The organism is Marinitenerispora sediminis (assembly GCF_003336425.1).
Lineage (GTDB): Bacteria > Actinomycetota > Actinomycetes > Streptosporangiales > Streptosporangiaceae > Marinitenerispora > Marinitenerispora sediminis.
Window position 1 is genome coordinate 1 of sequence record NZ_QEIO01000249.1, and the last position, 4,248, is coordinate 4,248.

The 4,248-nt window shown below is 77.4% G+C and carries 2 protein-coding genes and 1 pseudogene; 1 reads left to right on the plus strand and 2 read right to left on the minus strand.

Annotated features, from left to right (window positions below; translation table 11 throughout):
- Positions 1 to 58 precede the first annotated feature (58 nt).
- Entirely contained in the window at positions 59 to 3,079 is a 3,021-nt protein-coding gene (locus tag DEF28_RS25740; RefSeq protein ID WP_114400759.1) for an AAA family ATPase, read from the plus strand.
- Between the two features lie 96 nt (positions 3,080 to 3,175).
- Here the strand turns inward: DEF28_RS25740 and DEF28_RS25745 are convergent, their stop codons facing one another.
- Together DEF28_RS25745 and DEF28_RS28655 are read right to left on the minus strand one after the other, a co-directional pair.
- Entirely contained in the window at positions 3,176 to 3,511 is a 336-nt protein-coding gene (locus DEF28_RS25745; RefSeq protein WP_147280280.1) for a hypothetical protein, read from the minus strand.
- A gap of 220 nt (positions 3,512 to 3,731) precedes the next feature.
- Positions 3,732 to 4,248: pseudogene (locus DEF28_RS28655) on the minus strand (hypothetical protein); the annotation flags it as partial.

A 4,248-nucleotide genomic window follows, 5' to 3' on the forward strand; every position in this document is an offset into this window, starting at 1 on the left:
CCCGAACCCCGAGCCCGCGACCGAGCACGGCCGCCCAGCGAGGAGGGAACCCGCCCCGATGCGACTGCACTCCCTGACCGTCCAGGCGTTCGGGCCGTTCGGGGGGACGGAGGCCGTGGACTTCGACGCGCTCGGCGCCGGCGGCCTGTTCCTCATCCACGGCCCCACCGGCGCCGGCAAGACGTCCGTGCTGGACGCCGTGTGCTTCGCGCTGTACGGCCAGGTCCCCGGCGTCCGAGAGTCGGCGCGCTCCCCGCGCAGCAACCACGCGCCGCCCGGGCGCGAGCCGCGCGTCACCCTGGAGACGACGATCCGCGGCCGGCGGCTGCGGTTCAGCCGTTCACCGCAGTGGGAGCGGCCCAAGAAACGCGGCTCCGGCACCACCACCGAGAAGTCGCGCATCGTCGTCACCGAACTGGTCGACGGGGACTGGCGCGGGCTCACCAACCGGCTGGACGAGGCCGGCCAGCTCGTCGGCGACCTCCTCAGGCTGAGCCTCGCCCAGTTCTGCCAGATCGTGCTGCTGCCCCAGGGCGAGTTCGCCCGGTTCCTGCGCTCTGGCGCGCAGGAGCGCCGCGAGTCGCTGCAGCGCCTCTTCGAGACCGGTGTGTTCGCCGATGTCGAGTCGTGGCTGGCCGAGCACGCGCGTTCGCTCGGCCGGGCCGCCGGGGAGGCCGAAGCGGCGGTGGGCCGGGTGGCCGACCTCGTCGCCGAGTTCGGGGGTGCGCCGCGCCCCGACGAGGACAGCACCGACCTCGACGCGCTGGTGCCGTGGGCGGCCGAACTCGCCGGGGTGACCACCGCCACGGCGCGCGACGCCGCCGAGGTGGCGGCGGCGACGGCGGCCGAACGCGACCGCGCCCGCGCCGCCGTCGAGCGGGCCCGGGAGACGGCGGAGCGCCAGCACCGCCACGCCGAGGCGGCCCGCCGCGCGGCCGCCCTCGGCGAGCGTGCGGCCGAGCGCGCCGCGATCGACGCGGAACTCACCGCCGCCGAGCGCGCCGCGACCGTCCTCCCGCTGCTGTACGCCGTGGAGCACCGTCGCCGCCAGCTGGAGAAGGCCGAACTCGCCGCGTCCGAACGCCGCGCCCTGGTGGGCCGGCTCGCCGATGTCCCGGACATCCCGGCCGCGAGCCCCGGTTCCGCGGACGCCGCCACGCAGGCCGTCCTCGACGCGCTGGGCGCCGCGGAGCGCGATCGCCGCGACGAGGTCGCCCGGTTGGCGCACCTGCGCGACGACGCCGAGCGGCTGCGTGCGCTGCGCGGGGAGGCGGCCGCAGTGGCCGCCCGGATCGAGGCGGCGGAGGGCGACCTCGCCGAGACCCGGCGGCTGCTGGCGGCGCTGCCCGGCCAGCGGACGGCGGTCGCCGACGAACTCGCGGCGGCGCGCGAGCGGGCGGGCGCCCGGGACGCGGCCGTCGGCGCACTGGAGCTCGCCCAGGGGCGGCTGGCCGCCGCCCGCGCCTGCGTCCAATTGCGCGGCCAGGCCGCGGCGGCCGAGCAGGCCCGCACCCGGGCGACCGACGAGGCGCAGCTGGCACTGGACGAGCTGCTCACCGTCCGGCGGCAGCGGGTCGAGGGCATGGCGGCGGAGCTCGCCGCCTCCCTGGCGGCCGGTGCCGAGTGCCCGGTGTGCGGTGCGGTCGAGCACCCCCGCCCGGCGACCGGCGGCACCCGTCCGCCCTCCGCCGAGGAAGAGGAGGCGGCCCAGCGCGTCTGCGACGCCGCCCAGGAGCGGCGCAGCCGCGCCGAGGCGGCCCTCGCCGCGCTGACCGAGCGGCTGGCGGCGGCGGAGGCAGCCGCCGGCGAGCTGACGGTGCCGCAGGCCGAAGCGCTGGTGCGCGGCCGAGAGGAGGCGCTCGCCGAGATCGACACGGCCGCCGCGGCCGCGCGCCGGCTGGCCGACCGGCTCGCCGAGCTGGACGGCACCGTGGAGCACACCCGCGCACGCGAGGCGCGGCTGGTCCACGAGGCCGCCGAGCTGGGAGAGCGCCGCCAGGCCAGGAAGGAGGAGGCCGCCCGGATCGCCGAGCGGCTGGACGCGGCGCGCGGTGACGACCCCGACATCGCCGCGCGCGCGGCGCGGCTCGGCGCCGAGGCCGACCTGCTCGCCTCCGCCGCCGCGGCGCTGCGCCAGCGCGACGCCGCGGTGGAGGAGCTCCGGGCGGCGGAGAGCGAGGCCGCGCGGGCGCGCACCGAGGCGGGATTCGGCACCGACGAGGCGGTGCGCGACGCGGAGCGGACCGAGACGCAGCGCCGCTCACTGCGTGAGCGGGCCCGAGGCTACGACGACGAACTGGCCGCCGCGCGGGCCGCGCTCGCCGACCCCGACCTGGCCGCCGCGAGCCGGCAGCCCGCGCCCGACGTCGACGGCGCCCGGACCGGGCTGCGCGCCGCGGAGGACGCGGCCGAGTGGGCGGCCGCCTGGCGGGACCGCCTGGCCGGCCGCGCGGAGCGCCTGACCGCGCTGCGCGCCGAACTCGCCGCCCGCCTGGCCGACTCGCGGCCGGCACGGCAGCGGCACGCGGTCGCCGACGGCCTCGCCCGGCTCGCCGCCGGCACCTCCGGTGACAACCGCGAGAACGTGCGGCTCTCCTCCTACGTCCTCGCCGCCCGCCTGGAGCAGGTCGTCGCGGCGGCCAACGACCGCCTGGCGGTGATGTCCGGTGGCCGGTACGAACTCCGCCACACCGTCGACAAGGCGGCCGGCGACCGCACCCGCTCGGGCGGCGGCCTGGGCCTGCGCGTCCTCGACTCCTGGACCGGCCAGGAGCGCGACCCGGCGACGCTGTCCGGTGGCGAGACGTTCGTCGGCTCGCTCGCGCTGGCCTTGGGGCTCGCCGACGTCGCCGGGCAGGAGGCGGGCGGCACCGACATCGGCACCCTGTTCGTGGACGAGGGCTTCGGCACCCTGGACGAGGAGACCCTGGACGAGGTGCTGGGCGTCCTGGACGACCTGCGCGACGGCGGACGCGCGGTCGGCGTGGTCAGCCACGTGGCGGACCTGCGGACCCGGATCTCCACCCGGCTGAAGGTGATCAAGACCAACTCGGGGTCCCGGCTCGAGCAGACCGGGTGACAGACGGGTTCCGCAGGTCGGGTCATGGCAACCGGGACCCGCGGGGGCGGGGGCACCTCATCGTGGCCCGCCCCCGCGGGTCGGGCGCGGGGACGGTCAGCGCTCGTCGACCCCGACGGCGCCGACCCCGCTACCGCCGCCGCATTTGCCGCTGGAGGTAGCCCTCTGCCCGGGGGCGACGGTCGCCCAGTTTCCCTTGGTGTCCGGCCACCAGCCGCAGGTGATCACGGCCCGGAAGGTGCGGGACTGCCGGGTCGGGTTGTGGCAGGTGACGCTGGCGAAGTGCCCGTCGATGCGGTCGCTGCACCGCAGCACCCGTGCCTCGGCGGGCAGTGGAGCGATCAGCGTCGCCCCCAGCGCCGCGGCGGTGAGGGCGACGGTGGTGCGCCACCACCGCGGCGTAACGACGTTGTGGTAGGTGCGGGTCAACACGGCCTCCTGTGTCGTGAGCAGGGGGTATTACTCTCCACATGATTCCCGTCGCGGAGTGTGACGGTGCTGTCCGATGTCGACCGGATCCGGCCTGGCCGAGTTCGGCCGCCCAGGGGTGTCCGCCCAGGTGGGGACGGGTCAGCGTCGACCGTGCGGGTGCTCGCGACCGCGCCGGAGGGCGGGGGCGGGAGCCGGGGTGCGCCCCTCGCCCGTCCCCGGCTTAGGCAGTGTTTGTTGAACGGGTGAAGTCGCGTAGCCGGATACGGATGGAGGTGCCTTGGACGGTTGCGTCATCGGCCGCGGCCCTCGTGTCGTACCCGGTCGCGACCGCTCGGTTCTGTTTGCGCAGGTTGATGGAGTGTTCGACGGTGGTGCGGTCCCGGTGGGCGGCCCGGTCGAAGGCCGGGGGTCTTCCGCCCCGCGATCCGCGCCTGCGGTGGTTCCCGCGCTGGAGACCAGGTGGACCTTGGTCGTCAGCCCGCCCCGGGGGCCGGCCGGGTGCTCCGGGTGCGTCCCTTTCGTGCCGGGCCGCGTCCCCTATTCTCGCGGCCCCGGCGGCGTGGTGGTGGGCGCGGACCATGGTGGAGTCCGCCCAGACGTCGAGGGGTCCGCCGGTGGCGGCGTCGATACGCAGCCGGTCGGCGATGCGGTTCCAGGTGCCCGCCAGCGACCAGCGGCGGTGCCGCCCCGCGGCGGTCTCCCCGGGGCCGTACCGCTCGGGCACATCCCGCCAGGGG